The organism is Knoellia sp. S7-12 (assembly GCF_040518285.1).
In the GTDB taxonomy this organism is placed as follows: domain Bacteria; phylum Actinomycetota; class Actinomycetes; order Actinomycetales; family Dermatophilaceae; genus Knoellia.
Genome location: NZ_CP155449.1, coordinates 1,990,049 through 2,013,858 on the forward strand (window position 1 = coordinate 1,990,049; position 23,810 = coordinate 2,013,858).

The following is a 23,810-nucleotide window of genomic DNA, read 5'->3' on the forward strand; positions in this document are numbered from 1 at the left end:
GTGGCCACTGCTGTCCGCGTCCGATGACCTCCCCGTGCCCGGATTCTCGCGTTCTCGCGTTCCCGGCCCCGACTCCCTGAGGACGGTGACCCGACGTGTCTCCGACGCGCTTCTCCGCCCACCCGGCCGACACCGGTCTCTACCGGCGCGCCCACGAGCACGACGCCTGTGGTGTCGCCATGGTGGCGACCATGCGTGGCACGGCGGGCCACGACATCGTTGAGCACGCGCTCACCGCCCTGCGCAACCTCGACCACCGTGGTGCCACCGGCGCCGACCCCCTCGTCGGTGACGGAGCCGGCATCCTCACGCAGCTGCCCGACACGTTCTTCCGCGCGGTCCTGGACGTCGAACTGCCGCAGGCCGGGGCGTATGCCGCGGGCATGGCCTACCTGCCCGTCGACGAGTCCGAGCGTGCCGCTGCCGAGCACCGGATCAGCCAGATCGCTTCCGAAGAGGGCCTGGAGGTCCTCGCCTGGCGCGATGTGCCCGTGACCCCCGACCTGGTCGGTGAGGCCGCACGAGCCTGTATGCCGGTCTTCCGCCAGCTCTTCGTCGCGGCTCCCGACAGCGGCGTCTCGGGCATCGAGCTCGACCGTCTCGCCTTCTGTCTGCGCAAGCGCGCCGAGCGCGAGGCCGAGGTCTACTTCCCGTCGCTCTCGGCCCGCACCATCGTCTACAAGGGCATGCTGACGACTGGTCAGCTCGAGCCGTTCTTCCCGGACCTCTCGGACGAGCGCTTCGCGAGCGAGCTCGCCCTGGTGCACTCACGCTTCTCGACCAACACCTTCCCGAGCTGGCCGTTGGCCCACCCCTATCGCCTCATGGCGCACAACGGGGAGATCAACACCGTCAAAGGCAACCGCAACTGGATGCGCGCCCGTGAGAGCCAGCTCGTGTCGAACGCCTTCGGTGGCGACCTCGACCGGCTCTTCCCGATCTGCACCCCCGACGCCTCCGACTCGGCGAGCTTCGACGAGGTGCTCGAGCTCGTCCACCTCGGTGGCCGATCGCTGCCCCACGCCGTCCTCATGATGATCCCGGAGGCGTGGGAGAACCACGCCGAGATGGATCCGGCCCGGCGCGCGTTCTACGAGTTCCACTCGACCTTCATGGAGCCGTGGGACGGTCCGGCCTGTGTCGCCTTCACCGACGGCACGCTCATCGGCGCGGTCCTCGACCGCAACGGTCTGCGCCCCGGCCGCTACTGGGTCACCGAGGACGGTCTCGTCGTCCTTGCCTCCGAGGCCGGTGTCCTGGACCTTCCGCCCGAGACAGTGGTCAAGCGCGGCCGACTCCAGCCGGGTCGCATGTTCCTCATCGACACGGCTGCCGGCCGCATCATCAGCGACGACGAGGTCAAGTCCGAGCTCGCCGCCGAGAAGCCCTATGAGGAGTGGCTGCACGCAGGCCTGTTGTCGCTCGAGGATCTCCCAGACCGTGAGCACATCATCCACACGGCGGCGTCGGTCGCGCGACGTCAGCGCACCTTCGGCTACACCGAGGAGGAGCTCAAGATCCTCCTCGCGCCCATGGCGCGCACAGGTGGCGAAGCCCTGGGCTCAATGGGCACGGACACGCCCGTCGCGGTGCTGTCCGACAAGCCGCGACTGCTCTTCGACTACTTCACCCAGCTCTTCGCCCAGGTGACGAACCCGCCCCTCGACGCCATCCGCGAGGAGCTCGTCACCTCGCTCGGCACGGTCATCGGCCCCGAGGGCAACATGTTCGAGGCCACCCCGGTGCACGCCCGCCAGGTCGTTCTGCCGTTCCCGGTCCTCGACAACGACGAGCTAGCGAAGATCGTGCACATCAATGCCGACGGTGACCTCCCCGGCTACGCCACCCACGTCGCCCGCGGCACCTACAAAGTCGACGAGGGTGAGACCGCCCTGCGCAGCCGTCTCGACGAGATCTGCAGCGAGGTCAGCGCGGCCATCGCCCGCGGCGCCCGCTTCGTCGTGCTCTCGGACCGTGACTCCGACCGCGACCACGCGCCCATCCCATCGCTGCTCCTCACCTCCGCCGTGCACCACCACCTCATCCGCGAGAAGACCCGCAACATGGTTGGGCTCCTCGTCGAGGCTGGTGACGTCCGCGAGGTGCACCACGTCGCACTGCTCGTCGGGTTCGGCGCGGCCGCGATCAACCCCTACCTCGCGATGGAAACCGTCGAGGACATGGTCCGCACCGGCGCCGTCACCGGAGTCACCGCGGAGCAGGCCGTCAAGAACCTCATCAAGGCGCTCGGCAAGGGGATCCTCAAGGTCATGTCCAAGATGGGCATCTCCACGGTTGCGTCCTACCGCGGAGCCCAGGTCTTCGAGGCGCTCGGACTCTCGCAGGAGCTCGTCGACGAGTACTTCACCGGCATCGTCTCCCAGCTGGGTGGGATCGGCCTCGACGTCATTGCCGCGGAGACCGCGGCACGCCACGACTCGGCATACCCCACCGACGGCGTGATTCTCTCGCACCGCAAGCTCCGCGTCGGAGGTGAATACCAGTGGCGTCGCGAAGGCGAGCCGCACCTCTTCGACCCCGACACCGTCTTCCGGTTGCAGCACGCGACGCGTGAGCGCCGCTACGACATCTTCAAGCAGTACACGTCGCGCATCGACGACCAGTCCGAGCGTCTCATGACGCTGCGCGGTCTGTTCGAGCTCGGCGGCAACGCTGGGGGTGAGCCGATCTCCATCGACGAGGTCGAGCCCGTCAGCGACATCGTCAAGCGTTTCAGCACGGGTGCGATGAGCTATGGATCGATCAGCAAGGAGGCTCACGAGACGATGGCCGTCGCGATGAACCGTCTCGGTGGCCGCTCCAACACCGGTGAGGGTGGCGAGGACCTCGAGCGACTCCTCGACCCCGAGCGTCGGTCCGCGATCAAGCAGGTTGCCTCGGGTCGCTTCGGTGTCACCTCGGCCTACCTCACCCATGCCGACGACATCCAGATCAAGATGGCGCAGGGTGCCAAGCCCGGCGAGGGTGGTCAGCTGCCCGGCCCCAAGGTCTACCCGTGGGTGGCGCGCACGCGTCACAGCACGCCCGGCGTCGGTCTCATCAGTCCTCCGCCGCACCACGACATCTATTCGATCGAGGACCTGGCTCAGCTGATCCACGACCTCAAGAACGCCAACCCGCAGGCTCGGATCCACGTCAAGCTCGTGTCCGAGATCGGTGTCGGCACGGTCGCGGCAGGGGTGTCCAAGGCTCACGCCGACGTCGTGCTCATCTCTGGCCACGACGGTGGCACCGGTGCCTCGCCGCTGACCTCGCTCAAGCACGCGGGTGGACCCTGGGAGCTCGGTCTCGCCGAGACCCAGCAGACCCTCGTCCTCAACGGGTTGCGCGACCGGATCGTCGTCCAGGTCGATGGTCAGATCAAGACCGGTCGCGACGTCGTCATCGCGGCGCTGCTCGGAGCCGAGGAGTTCGGCTTTGCCACCGCGCCCCTCGTCGTGAGTGGCTGCATCCTCATGCGGGTGTGCCACCTCGACACGTGTCCCGTCGGCATCGCCACCCAGAACCCCGAACTGCGTTCGCGCTACACCGGCAAGCCGGAGTTCGTCGAGACCTTCTTCGAGTACGTCGCAGAGGAGGTCCGTGAGCACCTCGCGTCCCTCGGGTTCCGCAGCATCGAGGAGGCGATCGGGCAGATCACCGCGCTCGACACGAGCAAGGCCGTCGCCCACTGGAAGGCCGCAGGCCTCGACCTCTCTCCGATTCTCGCCGAGGTCGACAGCCCCGATGGCTCTGCGAAGCGCCACACGATCGGCCAGGATCACGGACTCGAGAAGGCACTCGACCACCAACTCATCGCCATCGCCCGCGAGGCCATCGATGACGGCACCCCCGTGACCGGCTCCGCGGCTGTCCGCAACGTCAACCGCACCGTCGGCACGATGCTGGGTCACGAGGTCACCCGGGTCCACTCCAACGGACTCCCGGACGGCACGATCGATCTCACCCTGCGCGGGTCGGCGGGCCAGAGTTTCGGCGCGTTCGTGCCCAAGGGCGTGACCCTGCGTCTCGTCGGGGACGCGAACGACTACGTCGGCAAGGGCCTCTCGGGTGGACGCATCATCGTCGCGCCCGACCCCAACGCGCCGCTCACGGCCGAGGACAACGTCATCGCCGGCAACGTGATCGGCTACGGCGCGACCTCGGGCGAGATCTTCCTGCGAGGCCGTGTCGGTGAGCGGTTCTGCGTGCGCAACTCCGGCATCACTGCCGTCGTCGAGGGCGTGGGTGACCACGGCCTCGAATACATGACTGGCGGCACAGTGCTCATCCTCGGGTCGACCGGCCGCAACGTCGCGGCCGGGATGTCAGGTGGCGTTGGTTATGTCCTGGACCTCGACGCCGCTCGAGTCAATGGCGAACTCGTCGACGTGTCTCCCTTGCGGGACAGCGACATCGCCGTCGTTCGCGACCTGCTCGAGCGTCATCGCAGCCACACCGGGTCGGCTGTTGCCACCCACCTGCTCGAGGACTGGGAGTCGGCGCGTCAGCGCTTCTCGCTCGTCCTTCCCCGCGACTACCAGCGAGTCCTTGACGTGCGCGCCGCTGCCGAGGCCGAGGGCCTCGACCTCGAAGGCGCTGAGGTCTGGGATCGCATCATGGAGGCTTCCCGTGCCTGATCCTCAAGGGTTTCTCAAGAACCGTGAGCGCGAGCTCCCGGCTCGTCGACCTGTCCCGGTCCGCATCAAGGACTGGCGCGAGGTCTACGAAGAGCAGGAGCTCGGACAGCTCCAGACGCAAGCCGGCCGATGCATGGACTGCGGGATCCCGTTCTGCCACAGCGGTTGTCCGCTCGGCAACCTCATCCCGGAGTGGAACGACCTCGCCCGCCAAGGTGACTGGCGGTCCGCGATCGAGCGTCTGCACGCGACCAACAACTTCCCTGAGTTCACCGGTCGCCTCTGCCCGGCGCCCTGCGAGACCGCGTGTGTGCTGGGCATCAACCAGCCGGCAGTGACGATCAAGCAGGTCGAGGTCACGACGATCGAGAAGGCCTTCGCCGACGGGGGAGTCACCCCTCGTCCGCCCGAGCGCCTGTCCGGCAAGACCGTCGCCGTGGTCGGTTCCGGTCCGGCCGGCCTCGCCGCCGCCCAGCAGCTCACCCGCGCCGGTCACACGGTCGCGGTCTATGAGCGCGCCGATCGCCCCGGCGGTCTGCTTCGCTACGGCATCCCCGAGTTCAAGATGGAGAAGTCGGTCGTGGACCGGCGCCTCCAGCAGATGCAGGCCGAGGGCACGCGTTTCCGCAGCTCTGTCGACGTCGGTGCCGATGTCACGTGGGAGCAGCTGCGTGCCCGCTACGACGCGGTTGTCATCGCCATGGGTGCCACGATTCCTCGTGACCTCGACGTGCCCGGCCGCAAGGTCGAGGGTGTTCTGCAGGCGATGGACTTCCTCCCGCCCGCCAACCGGGTCGCACTCGGTGAGACGGTCGATGGTCAGGTCACGGCAAAGGGCAAGGACGTCATCGTCATCGGCGGCGGCGACACCGGTGCTGACTGCATCGGCACCTCGCACCGTCAGGGCGCCAAGTCGGTCACGAGCCTGGAGATCATGCCGCAACCGGGGGACCAACGTGCTCCGGGGCAGCCGTGGCCGACCTATCCGATGACCTTCCGCGTGGCTTCCGCCCACGAGGAGGGCGGTGACCGCCTGTATGCCGTGAGCACCCAAGAGGTCGTCTCCGACGACCAGGGTCGCGTGAGTGGCCTTCGGGTTCACGAGGTCCGTCGCGGCGAGAACGGGTTCGAGCCGGTCGAGGGCACGGAGAAGGTCATTGCGACGCAGCTCGTGCTGCTCGCCATGGGATTCCTCGGACCGCAGACAGAGACGCTCGTGGCCCAGCTCGGGGTCGAGCTCGATGAGCGTTCCAACGTCCGTCGAGGCGCCGACTACATGTCCTCGGTGCCCGGAGTGTTCGTCGCTGGCGATGCCGGTCGCGGTCAGTCGCTCATTGTCTGGGCCATCGCCGAGGGCCGCGCCGCTGCGCACCACGTCGATGCGTGGCTGTCGGGCAAGCCGTCGCGATTGCCGCGTCCGGTGAACCCGACGGACCGTCCTCTCACTGTGTGACCCGCGTCACCGCGTAAACGGTTGCCTCGTTAGGATCGTGGGCATGCGCCGCGCCAAGATCGTTTGCACCCTGGGCCCCGCCACATCCTCCCCCGAGCAGCTCCGCGAGCTGGTCAAAGCGGGGATGGATGTGGCCCGGTTCAACCTCTCTCACGGTGACCTGGAGGAGCACGCCAAGGTCTACATGGATGTCCGTCGCGCGAGCGACGAGCTGGGTCACGCGGTCGGCATTCTTGCCGACCTGCAGGGTCCCAAGATCCGCACGGGGCGGTTCAAGGACGGCTCGGTCATGCTCGAGAACGGTGCCCGGTTCACGATTACGAACCGTGAAGTCGAGGGCACCAAGGACGAAGTCGGAACGACCTATGCCGGCCTGCCGGGCGATGTCTCGGCCGGCGACGCGATCCTCATCGACGACGGCAAGCTCGCCCTGACCGTGATCGAGTCCAACGACACCGACATCATCTGCGAGGTCGTCGAGGGCGGCGTTCTCAGCAACAACAAGGGCATCAACGTCCCGGGTGCGGCCATGAGTGTTCCCGCCCTGTCCGACAAGGACGAAGAAGACCTGCGCTGGGCCCTCAACACCAAGGTCGACATGATCGCCCTGTCGTTCGTGCGCAGTGCCGCCGACATCGAGCCGGTGCACCGCATCATGGACGAAATTGGCTACCGGATCCCGGTCATCGCCAAGATCGAGAAGCCCCAGGCCGTCGACAACCTCGACGAGATCGTCCGCGCCTTCGACGGGCTCATGGTCGCGCGTGGTGACCTTGGCGTCGAGATGCCGCTCGAGACGGTCCCGCTCGTCCAGAAGCGCGCCTGTGAGCTCGGTCGTCGCAACGCCAAGCCGGTCATCGTCGCGACCCAGGTGCTCGAGTCGATGATCACCAACAGCCGACCGACGCGGGCCGAGGCCAGCGATGCGGCCAACGCGGTGCTCGACGGTGCCGATGCCCTCATGCTGTCGGGCGAGACGAGTGTCGGGGCGCACCCGATCGAGGCCGTCACGACCATGGCCCGCATCATCGAGAACACCGAGGAGCACGGCCTCGGCCGGATCAGGCCGCTCGACACCAAGCCGAGGACCAAGGGTGGCGCCGTCACGGCCGCTGCGGCCGAGATCGGCGAGCTTCTCGGCTGCAAGTACCTCATCACCTTCACGGTGAGTGGTGACTCGTCTCGTCGGCTGGCGCGGGTCAGGCCGCGGATTCCCATGCTGGCCTTCACCCCGCACCAGTGGACGCGTTCCCAGCTTGCGCTCACCTGGGGTGTCGAAACCTTCATGACGGCCCCCGCCCGGCACACCGACCAGTTTGCGATGCAGGTCGATGAGGAGCTGCTCGCGTGCGGCAAGGCAGAGGAGGGCGACGTCGTGGTCATCGTGGCTGGCTCGCCCCCCGGCATCCCCGGCTCGACCAACGCCCTGCGGATTCACCGCATCGGTGACGCCATCAACAGGGTGGCCCCGGCATACGAGGACGTGGCCGGCGCACCGCAGAAGTGACGGCTGGTGGGGATGCGCACGCAGCCCCACCACCGACGTTAGAATGGTCGCGCACGCCCGCCGGGGTGGTGGAATGGCAGACACGGAGCACTCAAAATGCTTTGCTCGAAAGGGCGTGCGGGTTCAAGTCCCGCCCTCGGCACCCATGCGACTCACATGACATCCCGGGCGCGCGGGGCGGACGGTCCACGTGCCTGCGCGAGGCATTCACACCGTCCCCTAGGCTGACCCCGTGAGCACCGCGACCCCCGAAGCGCCCGGGACCCCCACACCGACCGCAAAGCGGATCCTTGTCGCCGAGGACGAGGCCATCATCCGGCTCGACCTGGCCGAGATGCTCGGGGAGGCCGGCTACGACGTTGTCGGCCAAGCCAGCAATGGTGAGCAGGCCGTCCAGATGGCGACGTCACTGCGTCCAGACCTCGTGGTCATGGACGTGAAGATGCCCGTCATGGATGGCATCACGGCGGCCGAGCAGATCGGCAAAGAGCGCATCTGCCCGGTCGTGATGCTCACGGCCTTCAGCCAGACCGAGCTCGTCGAGCGCGCTCGTGACGCGGGCGTCATGGCCTACATCGTCAAGCCCTTCACGGCCACCGACGTCATGCCGGCCATCGACATCGCGCTCTCACGCTGGGGCGAGCTCAAGACCCTCGAGTCCGAGGTGGCCGACCTCGGTGAGCGCCTCGAGACCCGCAAGTCTGTTGACCGCGCCAAGGGCGTGCTCATGGCCAAGCTCAAGATCACCGAGTCCGAGGCCTTCCGCTGGATCCAGAAGACCGCGATGGACCGCCGTATGGGTATGAAGGAAGTCGCGGACGCTGTCGTCGCCGGCATGGAGAAGGCCTGACCTTCGTCGGCTTCGCCCGACTTTGTCCCGCTTCGCCCGAGTTGCCAAGTCGGGTCGAGCGCCCCCTTATCGGGTGACCCGATACTGCGGCGAGGTGATCGCGTATGCCGGCCACACGGCATACACGCTTGTCTCACCTCAACGTCGTGTCACCTCAGGGTGATGACGAGCTGAGTGAGCAGCGGCGCGACGATCAGGGCCGGGAGCATGTCCGCGACCGGCACGTCCTTGATCCGCAGCAGCCGCAGACCGATGCCGGCGAGCATCAGCCCACCCGTGGCCGTCAGCGCGAGGATGTGCGGCTCGGGCAGCACGGAGCCGAGCAGGACGCCCACAACCGTCAGGGCACCCTGGACCACCGCCACTGACACGGCGGACAGCAGCACGCCGACCCCGAAGGTCGAGGCGAAGGCGAGAGCCGCGAAACCGTCGAGGACAGACTTCAGCAGGAGCTGGTCGATGCCACGACCCAGGCCGTCGGAGAGCGGCCCGAGGATCGTCAGTGGGCCGACGCAGAAGAGCAGCGATGCACCGAGCCAGCCCTCGATGAACTTCTCGCGCGCAGTTGTCCCACGAGTCGCGCCATCGGACGGGTCCGCGTCATCGGCGTCGGCGAGTGCGGGGGAGCGGCGTGCGAACCACGCCTCGATGATGCCGGCGAGCGACTCGAGACGGTCACCGATGCGCAGGAGGGACCCTGCGATCGAGCCGATGAGGAGTGAGCCGAGGACGATGAGGACGGGAGCGCCGGCGCCAGTGGCATCGGACAGGGCGCGGTCGGTGACGCTCACTGCCGACAGCCCGGCCATGAGCAGCGTCGTGAGCCCGAGGCAGTCGGTGACGACGGAGCGAGTGCGGTCCGGAAAGCGGTGCCCCACAGCCATGCCCAACAGCGCCCCGACGACGACGGTGACGACGTTGATGACGGTTCCGAGACCGGGGAACGAGGGATCCACGGCGCTGACTCTACTTCCGCATTCAACGATCTTGCCCAAGGACTACCGCGCGGGGCTACGGACCCGTAGGGTCGTGACCGTCAACCGCGCAGGGGGCTGTGAGGTTCGAGGAGGCGCCGATGGCGCGCAGCATGGTCGAGGTCGCAGCGGTCCCACAGGACGAGATGCGGGACTTTGTCGGGCTCTGGCTGGCATCCAAGATCGATGCCGGCGTCCCTCTTGAGGTGGCGACACGGTTCGCAAATGACGGACGGCTCGAGCTGGCCCTCAGTCGCCCGGACGTCTTCGCCCACCTGGCTCGCATCGACGGCCGCCCCGTCGGCTTCGTCGTGTCCACCGAGAACCCGTTCGGGCTCCAGCCGGAGCCTGAGATCGCGATCGAGCTCCTCTTCGTCGACCCGGCATCGCGCCGCCACGGTGTGGCCCGCGCCCTGATCTCGTCGGTCGCCTCGCTGGCCGAGCGCACCGGGTCAGAGGTCGTCGTCAGCAACGTCCCGACCCAGAGCCGTGAGGCACACCGGTTCTTTGCCCGACTCGGTTTCTCGTCGGTCCTGGTGCGCCGAGTCGTCGGCACGACTCAGCTGCGGCGCCGACTTGCCCCTCAGGGCACCGTCGCCAACGCGGCGGTCGACACCCTGATCCGACGCCGTCGGTCGCTGCGTTCGATCGCGTCACGCGCCAGCTAGAGAGGCGACGAGGCCTTCAGCTGCCTGGCGGCGCCTGGCGGATGAGGCACGTGAGGCGCGACGTGCAGACCCGCTTGCCGTCCTCGTCGGTGACGACGATCTCCCACGCGCTCAGGGTGTTTCCGAGGGTCAGCGGCGTCGCCACTCCCGTGACCAGCCCGGACCGCGCCGCGCGGTGGTGGGTCGCGTTGATGTCGGTGCCGACCACGATCCGGTCCGCACCCGCATGGATGGCGGCACCGATGGAACCGAGCGTCTCGGCCAGCACGACCGACGCTCCACCGTGGAGCAGTCCATAGGGCTGGGTGTTGCCCTCGACCGGCATCGTCGCGACCACGCGTTCCAGCGTGGCCTCGGTGATCTCGATCCCCATCCGGTGCATGAGGGAGTTCGGGTTGAGGGACCCAATCTGCTCAACGAGGGGCATGAGGTCCTGCGATGAGTGACTGGCTGCGTTGTCCGTGGTGCTGCTCATGTGTGGTCGCCTTCACTGGTGTCGGGGGCTGGCCATAGGCTGCCATGCGTGAGTCGCCTCCTTGTTCTTGACGGTCATTCCCTCGCCTATCGCGCGTTCTTCGCCCTTCCGGTGGAGAACTTCTCGACGAGCACGGGTCAGCACACCAACGGCGTCTACGGGTTCACGTCGATGCTCATCAACGTGCTGCGCGACGAGAACCCCACCCACATTGCCGTCGCGTTCGACGTGTCCCGGCAGACCTTCCGTTCGGAGGAGTACCCCGACTACAAGGCGACCCGGTCGGCCACGCCGAGCGAGTTCCAGGGGCAGGTTGCGTTGGTCCGTGAGGTGCTTGACGCGCTGCGGATCAAGCACGTGCAGGTCGACGGGTTCGAGGCCGATGACGTCATCGCCACGCTGACGACGATGGCCGAGGCCGAGGGCATGGAGGTCGTCATCGTCACGGGCGACCGCGACGCCTTCCAGCTCGTGACAAAGAACGTCTCGTTGATCTATCCGGTGCGCGGCGTCTCGGACGTGTGGCGGATGGACCCCAAGGCCGTGGAGGAGAAGTACCTCGTCGCGCCCGAGCGCTACAGCGACCTCGCTGCCCTCGTCGGCGAGACGAGCGACAACCTCCCGGGTGTCCCCGGGGTCGGCCCCAAGACTGCGGCCAAGTGGCTCGGCCTCTATGGCGACCTCCAGGGCGTCGTCGCCCACGCCGACGAGATCAAGGGCAAGGCGGGGGAGTCGCTGCGCGAGCACCTCAATGGCGTCCTGCGCAACCGTCGCCTCAACCAGCTCGTGCGCGACCTCTCATTGCCCGTGACGATCGCCGAGCTGGAGCGAGCCACGTGGGACCGTGAAGAGGTCCACAAGGTCTTTGACGGACTCGAGTTCCGGGTCCTGCGTGAGCGTCTCTTCGACACCTTCGACGCGACACCGGACGAGGCCGAGGGTGGCTTCGACCTCGACGCGTCCGTCCTGACGTCGGCCGAGGTCAAGCCCTGGCTCGACGAGCACGCGACGACGGAGCCGACCGGTGTCCACGTCGTCGGCGCCTGGGGCCGGGGGACCGGTGACGTCACGGCAGTGGCGTTGGCGACGGCAGGCGACGCCGCGGCATACATCGATGTTGCCGATCTCGACGAGAGCGGCGAGAAGGCGTTGGTCGACTGGCTGGCCGACGCGGAGCGTCCCAAGATCCTGCACGACGCCAAGGGTCCGATGCACGCCTTGCAAGCAAGGGGTATGCCGTTGCGCGGGGTCACGATGGACACCGCCCTTGCCGCTTATCTCGTGAAGCCCGACCAACGCAGCTTTGACCTCGCTGACCTCGTGGTCCGTCACCTCGGGCGCGAGCTCAAGGCCGAGGAGCACCCAGGCGGTCAAGGCATGCTCGATATCGGTGCTGAGGATGACGTGGTCGGGCAGGACGCGATGGTCCGGGCCCGGGCCGTCCTCGACCTGTCCGTTCCGTTGAGCGAGCAGCTCGAAGCGACCGGCGGCACCGAGCTGCTCCGCGACATCGAGCTGCCCCTCGTCGACATCCTCGGGGCGATGGAGCGCACCGGCATCGCCGTCGACACCGACGCCCTCAGCGCTCTTGAGGCTGACTTCGCCGCCAAGGTCCGAGAGGCCCAGCTCGACGCCTACGACGCCATCGGTGGCGACGAGATCAACCTCGGCTCGCCCAAGCAACTGCAGACGGTCCTCTTCGAGACGCTCGGTCTGCCCAAGACGCGCAAGACCAAGACGGGTTACACGACCGACGCGGATGCGCTCACCGATCTCTATGCCAAGACCGAGCACCCGTTCCTCGAGGCGATGCTCCGTCACCGCGACGCCATGCGCCTGCGCGTCACGGTTGAGGGGCTCATCAAGTCGGTGGCCGAGGACCAGCGGATCCACACGACCTACATCCAGACCATCGCCGCCACGGGGCGCCTCAGTTCGACCGACCCCAACCTCCAGAACGTGCCGATCCGCACGGAGGCCGGCCGGCGCATCCGCGAGGTCTTCGTCGTGGGCAAGGGCTACGAGTCCCTGATGAGCGCGGACTACAGCCAGATCGAGATGCGGATCATGGCGCACCTGTCCGGCGACGAGGGCCTCATCGAGGCGTTCCGCACCGGCGAGGACCTGCACCGGTTCGTCGGGGCACGCGTCTTCGGCGTCGAACCCGAGGACGTCACGGCCGAGATGCGCAGCAAGGTCAAGGCGATGAGCTACGGCCTCGCCTACGGCCTGTCGGCGTTCGGGCTGTCCAAACAGCTGTCCATCTCGACGGGGGAGGCGCAGGGACTCATGGATGAGTACTTCGCGCGCTTCGGTGGGGTGCGTGACTACCTGCGCGAGATCGTCGGCCAGGCCCGCGGGACCGGCTACACCGAGACGATGCTCGGTCGCCGCCGCTATCTGCCCGATCTCACCAGCGACAACCGTCAACGTCGTGAGATGGCCGAGCGGATGGCTCTCAACGCGCCGATCCAGGGCTCGGCCGCCGACATCATCAAGCTCGCGATGAAGGGCGTCGATGGCGCACTCCGCGAGTCCGGCGCGAAGTCACGCATGCTGCTCCAGGTCCACGACGAGCTCGTGCTCGAGGTGGCTGCGGGGGAGCGCGAGGACGTCGAGGCGCTGGTGCGCACCGAGATGGGACGCGCCATCGAGATGGACGTCCCGCTCGACGTCAGTGTTGGGCTGGGCCGGAGCTGGCACGACGCGGCACACTGACCGCCACACCGACGGCCGCCACGATGAGCGACGCGACGAGGAAGGTCGTGGCGACCTCGGCGACGGAGTCGTGGCGCCACAGGACGACAACGACGGTCGCCAGGCCAACGGCGGCCCACACGAGGTAGCCGACGACATGCCGACCGCGGGCCGCGCCCCAGAAGACGAGCACCTGAGTGAGCGCCCAGGCTCCGCCGAGCGCGGTGAAGGCCGGCACGAGGCTGGCGAGATGCGCGTATGCCGTTCCGCCGACGATGCGGACCAGCGGACCTGAGAGCAGGGCCGAAAACGTGACGCCGACCGCAACGATGGCCGCAGTCCCGCCGAGTGCCACGAAGAGCGGACGCAATCCCTTGGTCCGGGACATGTGTGGAAACAACACCGTCGCGAGGAAGGCCGGTCCCCAGAAGGCGGCCTTCGCGAAGAGGCTGAGGACGGCATACGCGCCCGAGTCGTCACCGGACAGGACGTGACGCGCGACGGGGGTGTCGATGGTGGACGCGACGAGTAGCGCCGAGGTGCCGGCCATCCCGGCCAGGACTCGTCGAACCTGCGTGGGCACGTCGGCATGCATCGTGCGGCCCAGGTGGCCACGCATGAGGAGGATCACGCCGAGGGCCAAGGCCCACGAGGCGACGGCCGTCAGTGCCATGACTCCGGTGACGCCCCAGCCGAGCCACGCCGCGAGCGCACCGCCGGTCGCGCGCGCGACGGATGCGACGGCATACACCGTGCCGAGGGCGACGAAGCGTTCGGCGCCCTGAAGGCTGCCCTGGACGGCAGCGGTCAGGCACGTGGGGAGCATCGACGCGGCGACAAGGAGGACGGGCGACGGACCATCGAGATGCAGCAGGGGAACGATCACCGGGGTGAGCAGGGCGACGACCACCGTGACGATGATGCCGACCAAAGCGCCGGTGCGCAGTGCGGTGGCCTGTGCGTCAGGGCGGTGCAGGGCGACGCGCCACGCGCTGACGAGCTGGGTCGACAGGGCCGCGACACCGGCGATGATGACGAGGTTGAGGAGCGAGGCGACTGCGCCGAGTTCGTCGGCGCCAAGCTCACGATTGAGGACGAGGAAGAGCCCGTAGCCGAAGACGTTGGCCAGGAGCGTGCCAGCGCCCACAGCCCCCATCCCGAGACTCGCACCCTTTCTCGCACGTCCCGTCAGTCGGGCCACAGCTCAAGCAAGACGTCTTGGCACAGCGGCCTGCGCGCGTCGCCCAGTGGCCGACCGAACCTCACGACACGGGCTCGGGGGCAGACCGCGCGGATGGCTTCAAGGACGTCGAGATTCGACCGAGAAGTGTCTCTGGCGAGGCCGAGTTCGATGAGGAGGAACCGCGTCCGCCGCATGAGGGCATGGGCGCCCTGCAGTGCCTCGAGCTCGAATCCCTCTACGTCGATCTTCAGGAGGTCGACTTCCCCGACGGCTTCGGTCAGGTCGTCGAGTGGGGACACCTCCACGTCCACAGTTCCAACGATGTCGTACCCCGCGAGCCCGTCGCGTCGAAGGGTCGACATGACGGGAAGCACGGCACGGCCCAACGGCAGGATGTCGTGCCTGGCACCAGCAGCTGCGCAAGCTGTCGTGACACTGGTCGCAGCCGCGAGGTTGGCGGCGAGTCGCGTGTGAATCTCGGGATCGGGTTCGATGGCGAGAATGGAGGCAGTCGGCGCGAAGAGGAGCACGGCTGCAGAGAACTGCCCAATATTTGCCCCCACGTCGACGATCACGGGACGATCCTTGCTCAGGACCTCCAGGACGACGTCGTCGTGAACGTCGCAAACGCTGCTTTGCAGGGTGCCGACGTCGTTCGTGGTCTGGACAGCGAGCCTCAAGGCGCCCACGTGCATCGTGGCCGACTTCCCGAAGGCCAGCAAAGCCAGTGCTCCGGCCTTGGACCGGAGGAGGTGCCAGCGGGCCGAGACCGGGAGGGCGGCGAGGGAAAGAGTGCGACGGTCGAGTGCGGTCGACTGGACGGTCATTCCCAGCGCCACCGTCGCCGCTCCCCGTCGCCGAGGGTGAGTTGTCATTGGCGGTTATGTTAGTACCAACCAGTAGCCGACGTTCGGAGAGAAGTGAAGAAGACGCGCCGAGTTCCACGAGTTGGTCGCTGGGCCAGTCTTTCCCTCTCTCCAGTCACCCTGTGGCTCACGGCACTCTCGGCACTGTTGGCCATCGTGGTGCTGGCCAATGACTTCGGCATTCTTACCCCGGACACCAAGCCAGAGATCTTCCTGGCACCGGCACGTACTGCGGCTCGATTTGCCTCCGCTTGGCTTGACACCCCAAATCTGGGCACGCCGAACTTCAATGTCGGCAACTTCCTCGTGGCTGCGATCTTCTCTGTTCTCGATCTCGTGGGCCTTCCAGCGTGGCTGATCATGCGCCTCTGGCGCATGGGCCTGCTCCTGCTCGCGGCGTGGGGCGCACGACTCGTGCTGCGTGAATTGCTCGGTCAGGGGGCATCCTCTCGTTTCACGAACATGGCCTCCCTCGGGGCAGCCATCGCCTACGCCGCGAACCCCTACGTACTTGTCGGGGGCGCGACGACCCCGACACTCCTTCCCTACGCGCTGCTTCCGTGGTTGGTTGTGTGCTGGCTCCGCGGCTTTCGGGAGCCGTCGTGGAGATGGGCAGTGGCGTCGGCGTTGGTCCTTGCGGCTATGAGTGGAATCAATGCTGGCGTGGTACCGCTCATTCAGCTCATCGTTCTCGTTCCCATTGCACTTCATGCGTGCCTCATCGAACGCCATCGGTTTCGTGACGTCCTGTGGCTCGTCCTTCGGACGGGCATGATCTATGTCGCTCTCTCGGCGTACTGGCTGGTCCCAGCGCTCATGGCCATCTCCGTGGGCAGTTCGATCGCGGCCGGCACCGAGAGTCTCGAGGCCATCAACATGGCCAACTCCTTCCCCGAGGTGCTGCGAGGTTTGGGGATGTGGACTCTCTACGGCGCCGACGGCAATGGCTGGTTCGACCCCGGCCACATCTCCTTCGTACTCGCCCCTCTCGTGGTCCTGCTCTCCTTTGGTGGCCCAATCATCGCTGGGCTGGGGGTCCGGCTCAGCCGTTCACCGGGCCGACTCTTCGGCACGGTGTCGGTCCTCACGGGCGCGCTCGTCATGGTCGGTTCCTTCCCTTTCCACGACCAGACCCCCTGGGGGCGAGCGCTCGGCATGACGATCGAGACGGTGCCCGGGTTGATCGCCTTCCGCACCACCAACAAAGCGGGTGCCGTTCTGGAGCTGGGAATGGCGGTGCTTGTCGGCCTTGGGGTGATGGGGATCGCACCGTGGGTGCGGTCGGTCTGGGTTCGGCTGGTCGCCGGGCTGGGAGGCGTGATCATCGTTGCCGGATCGGTCTTCCCCGCGTTGACCGGTGATCTCTATCACGTTCCGATGGACCTGCCGAAGTACTGGAACGAGGCTGCGGACGTCGTCAACGCCCGTGGCGCTGACAGTCGCGTGCTCATGGTTCCGGGCACCGGTCTGCCCGCGTACTCGTGGGGCTACTTCGGTCCGGACGAGATCGGCCCATCGCTCTTCCGACGGCCCTTCGTGTACCGCAGTGCCTCGCCCTCCGGTGGCAGCTACGCATCGAACCTGCTCGCAGGCGTCGATATGCGGTTGCATCAGGGAACCCTGCCCCCAGGCACGGTCTCAACCCTCGCGGCCTATCTCGGGGTCGGAGACGTTGTCGGTCGCTACGACGTCCGCGGCACAGGAGACATCGGCGCCAGGGTTGAGTCCGCCCTCAATGCCGACCCTGGCCTGGGCGCGCCGCAGGGCTTCGGACCCGAGGGCACGGGTCACGGCGCCCCTGCGCCGGCGACGGTGCGCCCCGTCGCAGGTCCGCTCCCGAGCACGTCTGCCACTGCACGGTCGGCCCGCGGGAGTCTCATCGTCGACGGGGCAGGAGCCGCCCTGCCCAACCTCCAGAGTGCCGGCCTGCTCTCGGGCCGTCCAGGCATCCTTCTGGCGGGCGGCCTGACAAATGGCGAGTTGGAGGAGGCGCTCGGCGACGAAGGTCGGGTCGTCCTCACCGACAGCAACGGCCGACGCGAGGCGAGCAATCACAACCCCGCGCAGAGCGGCGCGTTGCTCAGCGCGAACGAGGACCCACAGTCCACCCGGGCGCTCTTCGACACTTCGGACCAGACGGTCGCCGTCGTCAGGGGCAACGCTCGGGTCACAGCTGCAGGTCAGGGTTTGCTCTTCGGTCCGCACGCTACGGGACAGGTGACGCAGGCGTTCGACGGAGATCGGACCACGGGGTGGCAGTTCGGCAACTTCGGATCGGGGGTCGGAAACTCGGCCCTTGTGCGACTGAACCAGCCGCGCGAGGTCGGGACCATCTCCTTGTCGCCGATGCAGGGCGGAGCGAACCGGATCACCTCAGCCCGGGTCACGGCGTCCAAGGGTGGAGGCCTCGTGACCAAGGACGTGACCTTCGAGAGCTGGAACACCTTCCCCGCCAAGGTCGATCTCGGCCCGGGCGTCGTATCGGCGATCAACATCGAGGTGACCGGAGTGGACGGCTCCGACGATGGGCCTGTCGGCTTCTCCGAGATCGTGGTCCCAGGCGTCAACGTACGCAAGGTTGGGGTCCTTCCACGTGGCCTTGTCAGCCGGATCGACACCGCGGCTCGGGCAGCTGGACTCGACCCCGCGGACATTCCGCTCGACGTGGTGATGCGACGAAGCGTGGGGGACGCCAACGGGCTGAGCGCCGAAGAACACCGACTCGAGCGTGAGTTCACTCTGGCGGACAAGCGCCAGTTCACGACATCGGGAACCGTCCGACTGGCGGGAGGAGCGTCGGACAGCCGCATCGATGCACTGTCGGGCCGTCGGGGGGACATCCAAGCCGAGTCGAGCTCGCGAGCGTTCAACAACCCGAACGCAAGGGCATCCCAAGCATTTGATGACACCGGAGGGGAGCCGGACCGGTCCACCGCCTGGGTGCCCAACGAGCCAGTCTTGGGTGAGTGGATCACCTTGAAGTTCCCCGAGCGGCGCCTGTCATCGTTTTCTGTCACGCAGGGGGCGGTGGGCGCTCGTGCAACCAAGGCTCTCGTCTCCGTCAACGACGGTGAGCCCTTCGAGGTGGAACTCGGCGCAGGCACCCACCGCGTTCAGCTACCCGACCCCGTCGACGCGAGTCGGGTGCGCATACTTCTCGCCGAGCGGGAGGGCGTCGGCTTCGTGCGCATCGAGGACATCGGGCTTCCCCGTGTGCCGGCGCCCTCGGGGACACCGGAGCGCTGCGCGGTCGTCGGGTCGGTCGACGGTGAGCCAGTGCGCGCAGATATCGGCGCGATGTTCCCGAGGCTCCTGGAGGGCGAGGCAGTGCCCTTCGTCGGCTGTGAACCGTCTTTGGTGCTCGACCAAGGACGCCACGATGTGGGTTCGGTGAGCGACTTCGCGATCGACGACCTTCGCTTCGCGTCCACGCCAAGAGATGCCCCCGTCGGGACGCCACCTGGCGTCGAGGTGCTCAAGCATGGATCCGCTTCGATGGACCTGCGTATCACGGGCAACTGCTCGCCGTGCTTCGTCTCTTCTGGGCAGTCCTTTGACGAAGGGTGGGAGGCGTACTCCGGAGGGAAGAATCTCGGCAAACCCGTCGTGATCGATGCGTTCGCCGCGGGGTGGCGAGTCAACGCTGCCCCGGGGGACGTCATCCACATCACTTTCGGTCCCGCCAAGGCCGCGCTGGCCGCTTGGCTGGTCACTGCTGCGGCGTTGCTCTTCTGCCTTGGCCTGCTGGCCGCCGGGGTGTGGCGCCCCCGCTCCAAGAGCGGCACTTCAGCGAGGCCTGTCGCTGAGGACGTGGTGGTGAAGCCGGTATGAATGCCCCCTCACGTCCACGTCTTCGCACCGCTCTGGGGTGCGCCGCCATCACCGTGCTGGTCTGGGCCACGGTGGGCGGATGGGCTGCCCTCGGGGCGGGAGCCCTGCTTGTCTACGATCGTGTCTTCGCGCCTGACCGGAGGTTTCTGGCGACCGCGACAGTGATCCTGCTCATGGCTATCCCGGTGGTGTGGCTGCTCGGCTCTAGTATTCCGCTCGACTCGCCGTCGACACGACTGCAGGACAACACGGCCGCCCACCAGTTGGGTGGTCTCGCGATCTGGATGCTCTGTGTCGCCGCCTGGCTCGACATATCACCGCTGGAAAGGGAGCAAAGATGACTTCGGTCGAAACCACTCCGGCCTGGCCGATCCGGCTGCTCCGCGTGGCCACTCTGCTTCTTTTCGGTGGCGCTCTTCTCGTCTGGCTCGTACCCATGAGTGTGCCCGTCAAGAACTTGCAGCCGTTTGGTTGCGGCTCCCCATCCGCTCCGATGCCGGGCAACCTCGCCAAGGCCATCTGCAGCGACGACGTCTCGGAGGCGCGGTACTTCGCATATGCCCTGCTGGCCGCAGCCGCGCTGCTCCTGCTATTGAGTGAACTCATCGTTCCGTGGTTGTCAGATCTGGCTGCTGTTCGTGGCCTGGCCGTGGTCGCCCCACTTGCCCTCCCACTGACGGCCCTCTCCTTTGCCGCCCTGTTCACCCCTGTCGGTACCGAGGCCTCAGATGGAGCGCTCATCAGGTGTGGCACGGCCCTCAACCCCACGACCGAACCTTTCATGCGTGGCACCTGCGGCCTCCTTCCGGAGCGTCAGAAGACCCTCGCCATCGGGGGCATGACCCTGTCAGTGCTGCTCCTCGCTGGCGGTTGCTACGTGGCCAGTGGTAGGCCGAAACGTGAGGAGGCGGATCGCCTCACCGACGACGACGCGACGGGCGACGCGGTGGTGAGTGTCGAAGATGGCACGCAGACCCACGAGACGAGAAGGCACCGAGCATGACTTTCGAGCAGTACTACCAAGGCAACGTGACGTACATCTCGCGGGTCGACCCCCGCCTCGGACGGATCATCGAGCTCGCGGCTGAACTGCGACCCGAGTCCCTTCTCGACATCGGCTGTGGTCGCGGATTCCTCCTCGATCGCTTCGCCGACGCCGGCCTCGTCGGCCTCACGGGTGTGGACGTCTATGGCGACGTCACGAGCGACCGATGGGACTACGCCCGTGGCGATGTGACCCAACGGCTCCCGTTCGACGACGCATCATTCGGCTGCGTCGTGGCGGGCGAGATCATCGAGCACGTGCCCGATCCCGACAGCTTCCTGCGCGAGATCCGTCGGGTGCTCGTACCCGGAGGGACGCTCATCATCTCGACGCCCAACATGGTGTCCTGGGCCAACCGCGTCCTCGTCCCGCTCGGCGTGCAACCCCTTGGGACCGAGACGAGCAGTGAGGTTGCGCTGGGGCGCAAGCACCGCGTTCTGGGTCAGGGCAACCAGGTGCAGGGACACCTCAAGGTGTTCACGCACCGAGCGCTCAAGGAGATCCTCGAGCGCTACGGCTTCGACGTCATCCGTCAGGAGGGCGTGCCAGCCTTCTTCCCGCCGCCACTGGACAAATTCGACAAGCTGGTTTCGCGACGCCTCGTGCACATCGCGTCCGGGTTGCTCTACGTCGCGACGGCGCCCACCGGGCCGTGGCCGACACCACCGAGCGGTCGACGCCACGCAGGCTGCTGAGGCGGTTCCCGCGGCTGCGGGAGCAGCTCACATGGGTTTGAGCTGCTCCTCGATCGTACGGAGCTGTCCCGCCATCCAGCGCCAGACCCATTGGCTGCCCGCAGGCGACCAGTGCACACCGTCGACGCGAAGTTTGACCCCACCGACCACCTCTTCGTACCTGCCATCGGGACAGACCGCGGACCGAAGGTCCATCAAATGCACCTCAGGGTGAGTGCGAGCAAAGTTCCTGATGACGCCGTTGAGCCAGTCTTGACGGGTCACATCGTTGACAACCCTGTAATTCTCATCGAGACCTGTGTTGGGTTTGTCGTAGCACGGGATCGTCGTGATGGCCACGGCCTGCGACGTCTCACCGAGGTCGTTGGTCGTTGTCTCCATCCATTCGAGAAGCGCGTCGCGGTACTCAGGGGTTCCGAACGCGTAGTCGTTCCTGTTGGAATCGTGGTGGTCGAAGAGCTCGAGATTGCCAGGCATCATCACCGAGATCTTGGGCTTGAGCCGTTGGACGGTTTCCCTCCACTCGGCCGGCCAATCTCGGCACACTGGATTGACCGGCTCCTTTTGGCCGAAGACCACCAAGCCGCCCGGGAACTGTCCGCAGCCGAGTTTCGTCGAACCGGAGACATCGAGGCCAAGCGCTGGGTCGGGGGGATTGTCGTGATGCATGTTCCAAGCGACGCTGTCCCCGAGGAGGAACACCGGGAGCGTGGGACCTGTCGGCGCCACATCCGACGACTGGGGTGCCGGTCCGACGAGGTTGTCGGAGGAAAGCTCTGGACGGGCAGCACGAGCTCCGGTGCTGAGCACCGTGACCGCGAGGCTGAATGCCAAGGCTGCACCGACGGCACTCACGACGCGCCGACTCCACACGGACTCACCCCGGCGGGGCCGCCACTCGCGGACCGGCTTCTCGACCCACACGTAGGACATGGTGGAGACGAGCAGCGTCAAGGCAATGCGGATGGCGAGAAGTGGCTTGCCCTCGGCGCCGGTGCGTTCTGGAGTGAGGATGACGAAGATGACCCAGTGCCACAGGTAGATCCCGTAGGACGCGAGCCCGATCCAACGAAGAGGTCCCACAGACAGGAGGCTGGTGACGGGGTTGACGCTGGGATGGGCGACAGCGACCACCAGCGCTGCGGCGGCCAGGGCCGCGACGAGGAACCCGCCCCGATACATCCACGGAGCGCTGTCGGAGCCGAACGCGCCGAATGCACCGACCCCGAGAAGTCCCACGACCCCGAGTGCGGCAGCCAGCCTGCCGCCAGATCCACCCCGGTCCGTCCACCACCCGCGAGAGACGGCGAGGCCCGCCGCGGCAGCGCCGACGAGCAGGGCCTGTGCCCTCGTGTCGGTGCCGTAGTAGACGCGTGACGGATCGAGGCCTGGCTCGTACATGGCAAACATCAGTCCGGCCGACACCACTGCGGCGCCGGCGCACACCGCCCCGATCACCAAGGGGGCCTTTTCCTTGGAGCCCTTGGCGAGGTATCGAGCCAGGACGAACACGACGATCGGCCAGACCAAGTAGAACTGTTCCTCGATCGCCAGTGACCAGGTGTGAAGCAGGGGAGTGGGGGTGGCGTACTGCTCGAAGTAGGACACGCCGTTGACGACAAAGCGCCAGTTCGCCACGTAGAACAGGGCGGACAACATGTCTCCCCGCAGACGCTCTCGGGTGATATCCGGAGCCATCCATGCGGCATACGCGGCAACGACGATCAGGACGAGGACGAGGGCTGGGAGGAGTCGGCGAGCCCTGCGGAACCAGAATGCAGCGACGTCGATCCGGTCAGTGGTGCTCCATTCCACCAAGAGCAGGCTGGTGATCAGGAAGCCGGACAACACGAAGAAGACATCGACCCCGAGAAAGCCTCCGGGTAGGGACCGCACGCCCCCGTGGTACAGCAGGACCAGCAACACCGCGATGGCGCGCACGCCATCGAGGGCCGGGCGGTGGGGCAACTCTGCGCGCAACGTCTACTCCTGAGTAGGAACCGTCCCAGATCCTATGTGGAATGGACTGGCAATCCAGTCCCATGAGGCATAGTCGACACCGACCGTTCCGACGTGGGATGGCAAACCCTGGAGGAATACCGCGTGCCCACCCGACCCGTCGTGTCCGTCGTCGTGCCGACGAAGAACGTCGAACGGACGATGGAACGATGCCTGCGCTCCATCGTCGGTCAGAGCTGGGACGCGACCGAACTCGTCGTCATCGACAACTTCAGCGACGACCGGACCTTCGAGATCGCGCAAGAGTACGCCGACATCGCCATCCAGGCCGGCCCGGAGCGGAGCGCCCAGCGCAACCTCGGCATCGAGAAGGCGACGGGGGACTACATCCTGTGGATTGACGCCGACATGGTGCTGACCCCGCACGTCATCGAGGATGCGGTCCGCGCCGCCGAAGAGACGGGGAGCAGTGCTGTCTTCATCCCCGAGGAGACGGTGGGCGATGGCTTCCTGACCGCGTGCCGCACCCTCGAGCGCAAATGCTACGTCGGCGAGGAGATGATCGAGGCGCCCCGCCTCATCCGACGCGACTTCTTCGCCCAACATGGTGGGTTCGTCCTCACCGTCGCCGGGCAGGAGGACGCCGACCTGCGGATGCGGCTGCTCCGGAATGGCCTGTCAATGACCCACATCGACACGCCCATCCTTCATGACGAGGGTCGGTTGACGTTCAGTGACGTCATGCGCAAACGCTACTACTACGGCCAGTCGCTGCCCGCATACAACGACGCCCAGCCGGGAGCCATCCGGGCGCAAGGGCTGGCGACGATGAGGGCCTATTGGCGAGGGCTTCCGACACTGGCCGGCGATCCGGTCCATGCCGTTGCACTGGGTGGATTGCGTGTGGCGGAAGGCGTCGCCTACGCCCTCGGTGCGGCCAAAGCGTCTCGTTCGAAGTGACCGTCAG

At 67.0% G+C, this 23,810-nt stretch carries 16 protein-coding genes and 1 tRNA gene; 12 read left to right on the forward strand and 5 right to left on the reverse strand.

Annotated features, from left to right (window positions below):
- Window positions 1-95 precede the first annotated feature (95 nt).
- From gltB to V6K52_RS09615, 5 genes are all read left to right on the forward strand, one after another.
- A complete protein-coding gene (gene gltB, locus V6K52_RS09595; RefSeq protein WP_353953631.1) occupies window positions 96-4,640 on the forward strand; it encodes a glutamate synthase large subunit in 4,545 nt (1,514 codons plus the stop codon).
- Window positions 4,633-6,093, forward strand: a complete 1,461-nt coding sequence (locus tag V6K52_RS09600) for a glutamate synthase subunit beta (RefSeq protein ID WP_353953632.1) — start codon at window positions 4,633-4,635, stop codon at window positions 6,091-6,093. The genes gltB and V6K52_RS09600 overlap by 8 nt, the downstream gene beginning before the upstream one ends.
- Before the next feature lie 43 nt (window positions 6,094-6,136).
- Entirely contained in the window at window positions 6,137-7,600 is a 1,464-nt protein-coding gene (gene pyk / locus V6K52_RS09605; RefSeq protein ID WP_353953633.1) for a pyruvate kinase, read from the forward strand.
- A gap of 59 nt (window positions 7,601-7,659) precedes the next feature.
- Window positions 7,660-7,742: transfer RNA gene (locus V6K52_RS09610), tRNA-Leu, on the forward strand.
- 90 nt (window positions 7,743-7,832) lie between these two features.
- Window positions 7,833-8,450: a response regulator gene (locus tag V6K52_RS09615; protein ID WP_353953634.1), complete on the forward strand. Its 618-nt coding sequence runs from the start codon at window positions 7,833-7,835 to the stop codon at window positions 8,448-8,450.
- 149 nt (window positions 8,451-8,599) lie between these two features.
- Here V6K52_RS09615 and V6K52_RS09620 read toward each other — a convergent pair whose 3' ends face one another.
- Window positions 8,600-9,406, reverse strand: a complete 807-nt coding sequence (locus V6K52_RS09620) for a DUF554 domain-containing protein (RefSeq protein WP_353953635.1) — start codon at window positions 9,404-9,406, stop codon at window positions 8,600-8,602.
- 119 nt (window positions 9,407-9,525) lie between these two features.
- On the opposite strand from V6K52_RS09620, the gene V6K52_RS09625 reads away from it, so the two are divergent.
- Window positions 9,526-10,092, forward strand: coding sequence for a GNAT family N-acetyltransferase (locus V6K52_RS09625; protein ID WP_353953636.1), 567 nt, complete (start codon window positions 9,526-9,528; stop codon window positions 10,090-10,092).
- Between the two features lie 16 nt (window positions 10,093-10,108).
- On the opposite strand, the gene V6K52_RS09630 is transcribed toward V6K52_RS09625, so the two are convergent.
- Entirely contained in the window at window positions 10,109-10,567 is a 459-nt protein-coding gene (locus V6K52_RS09630) for a hotdog fold thioesterase (RefSeq protein WP_353953637.1), read from the reverse strand.
- Between the two features lie 48 nt (window positions 10,568-10,615).
- Here V6K52_RS09630 and polA point away from each other — a divergent pair, with 48 nt between their 5' ends.
- Window positions 10,616-13,285 carry a DNA polymerase I gene (gene polA, locus V6K52_RS09635; RefSeq protein WP_353953638.1) on the forward strand — a complete coding sequence of 890 codons (2,670 nt, stop codon included), beginning with the start codon at window positions 10,616-10,618 and terminating at the stop codon, window positions 13,283-13,285.
- On the opposite strand, the gene V6K52_RS09640 is transcribed toward polA, so the two are convergent.
- Together V6K52_RS09640 and V6K52_RS09645 are read right to left on the reverse strand one after the other, a co-directional pair.
- The gene (locus V6K52_RS09640; RefSeq protein WP_353953639.1) at window positions 13,242-14,420 is read right to left on the reverse strand and encodes a hypothetical protein; all 1,179 of its coding nucleotides are present in this window, start codon (window positions 14,418-14,420) and stop codon (window positions 13,242-13,244) included. The genes polA and V6K52_RS09640 overlap by 44 nt on opposite strands.
- A 32-nt stretch (window positions 14,421-14,452) precedes the next feature.
- Window positions 14,453-15,322 (reverse strand): FkbM family methyltransferase, encoded by an 870-nt coding sequence (locus V6K52_RS09645; RefSeq protein WP_353953640.1) that lies wholly within the window; start codon window positions 15,320-15,322, stop codon window positions 14,453-14,455.
- Window positions 15,323-15,367: 45 nt separating this feature from the next.
- Between V6K52_RS09645 and V6K52_RS09650 the strand changes: the two genes are divergently transcribed.
- Genes V6K52_RS09650 through V6K52_RS09665 form a run of 4 tightly spaced genes read left to right on the forward strand, consistent with a single transcriptional unit; the run spans window position 15,368 to window position 20,884 of the window.
- Window positions 15,368-19,144: an alpha-(1->3)-arabinofuranosyltransferase family protein gene (locus V6K52_RS09650; protein ID WP_353953641.1), complete on the forward strand. Its 3,777-nt coding sequence runs from the start codon at window positions 15,368-15,370 to the stop codon at window positions 19,142-19,144.
- Window positions 19,141-19,485 (forward strand): hypothetical protein, encoded by a 345-nt coding sequence (locus V6K52_RS09655; protein WP_353953642.1) that lies wholly within the window; start codon window positions 19,141-19,143, stop codon window positions 19,483-19,485. The genes V6K52_RS09650 and V6K52_RS09655 overlap by 4 nt, the downstream gene beginning before the upstream one ends.
- A complete protein-coding gene (locus tag V6K52_RS09660) occupies window positions 19,482-20,147 on the forward strand; it encodes a hypothetical protein (protein ID WP_353953643.1) in 666 nt (221 codons plus the stop codon). The genes V6K52_RS09655 and V6K52_RS09660 overlap by 4 nt, the downstream gene beginning before the upstream one ends.
- Entirely contained in the window at window positions 20,144-20,884 is a 741-nt protein-coding gene (locus V6K52_RS09665; RefSeq protein WP_353953644.1) for a class I SAM-dependent methyltransferase, read from the forward strand. The genes V6K52_RS09660 and V6K52_RS09665 overlap by 4 nt, the downstream gene beginning before the upstream one ends.
- Before the next feature lie 27 nt (window positions 20,885-20,911).
- Here the strand turns inward: V6K52_RS09665 and V6K52_RS09670 are convergent, their stop codons facing one another.
- Window positions 20,912-22,864 (reverse strand): acyltransferase family protein, encoded by a 1,953-nt coding sequence (locus tag V6K52_RS09670; protein ID WP_353953645.1) that lies wholly within the window; start codon window positions 22,862-22,864, stop codon window positions 20,912-20,914.
- A 123-nt stretch (window positions 22,865-22,987) separates the two neighbouring features.
- Between V6K52_RS09670 and V6K52_RS09675 the strand changes: the two genes are divergently transcribed.
- Window positions 22,988-23,803, forward strand: a complete 816-nt coding sequence (locus V6K52_RS09675) for a glycosyltransferase family A protein (protein ID WP_353953646.1) — start codon at window positions 22,988-22,990, stop codon at window positions 23,801-23,803.
- Window positions 23,804-23,810 lie beyond the last annotated feature (7 nt).

Bases quoted from the DNA above. Each gene is read 5' to 3' on its own strand.
- V6K52_RS09655 (WP_353953642.1), top strand. From the start codon at position 19,141: ATGAATGCCCCCTCACGTCCACGTCTTCGCACCGCTCTGGGGTGCGCC.
- V6K52_RS09625 (WP_353953636.1), top strand. From the start codon at position 9,526: ATGGCGCGCAGCATGGTCGAGGTCGCAGCGGTCCCACAGGACGAGATG.
- pyk (WP_353953633.1), top strand. From the start codon at position 6,137: ATGCGCCGCGCCAAGATCGTTTGCACCCTGGGCCCCGCCACATCCTCC.
- V6K52_RS09665 (WP_353953644.1), top strand. From the start codon at position 20,144: ATGACTTTCGAGCAGTACTACCAAGGCAACGTGACGTACATCTCGCGG.
- V6K52_RS09645 (WP_353953640.1), bottom strand. From the start codon at position 15,322: ATGACAACTCACCCTCGGCGACGGGGAGCGGCGACGGTGGCGCTGGGA.
- V6K52_RS09630 (WP_353953637.1), bottom strand. From the start codon at position 10,567: ATGAGCAGCACCACGGACAACGCAGCCAGTCACTCATCGCAGGACCTC.
- V6K52_RS09660 (WP_353953643.1), top strand. From the start codon at position 19,482: ATGACTTCGGTCGAAACCACTCCGGCCTGGCCGATCCGGCTGCTCCGC.
- V6K52_RS09640 (WP_353953639.1), bottom strand. From the start codon at position 14,420: ATGGGGGCTGTGGGCGCTGGCACGCTCCTGGCCAACGTCTTCGGCTAC.